Origin of the sequence: Holdemanella sp. DFI.5.55 (assembly GCF_020593575.1) — a bacterium.
GTDB classification, from domain to species: domain Bacteria; phylum Bacillota_I; class Bacilli_A; order Erysipelotrichales; family Erysipelotrichaceae; genus Holdemanella; species Holdemanella hominis.
Genome location: NZ_JAJDMK010000221.1, coordinates 1 through 348 on the forward strand (window position 1 = coordinate 1; position 348 = coordinate 348).

1 protein-coding gene is annotated in these 348 nt (G+C 31.6%); it reads right to left on the minus strand.

Annotated features, from left to right (window positions below; all coding sequences use genetic code 11):
• A partial coding sequence (locus tag LJE08_RS13885; RefSeq protein ID WP_238636092.1) for a site-specific integrase occupies positions 1-286 on the minus strand: 286 nt, incomplete at its 3' end.
• Positions 287-348 lie beyond the last annotated feature (62 nt).

A 348-nucleotide genomic window follows, 5' to 3' on the forward strand; every position in this document is an offset into this window, starting at 1 on the left:
TAGGATAGCCTTTCTGATTCAAGAATACAAAATCAGAATAACCATCAATATTTACGTTTTGTATTTTACCCCTGTTTTTGATTTCATCTTGCAATGCTTCTTTTACACTTTTAATCATAGGAATTTCTCGGATTCCGCTGTCTGTCTTTGGCTCGTTGATAGAATATTGTCCTTTGTTATAGTTAATCTGATGAGTTACTCGAATAAATCCTTGTTCAAAGTCAATATCAGACGTTGTCAAACCACATAATTCAGAGATACGCAATCCTGTATATAGCAGAACCATGATAGCATTGTAATACTTTTTATATACATCATCTATCTTTAAAAATGACAATAAAGCATTGA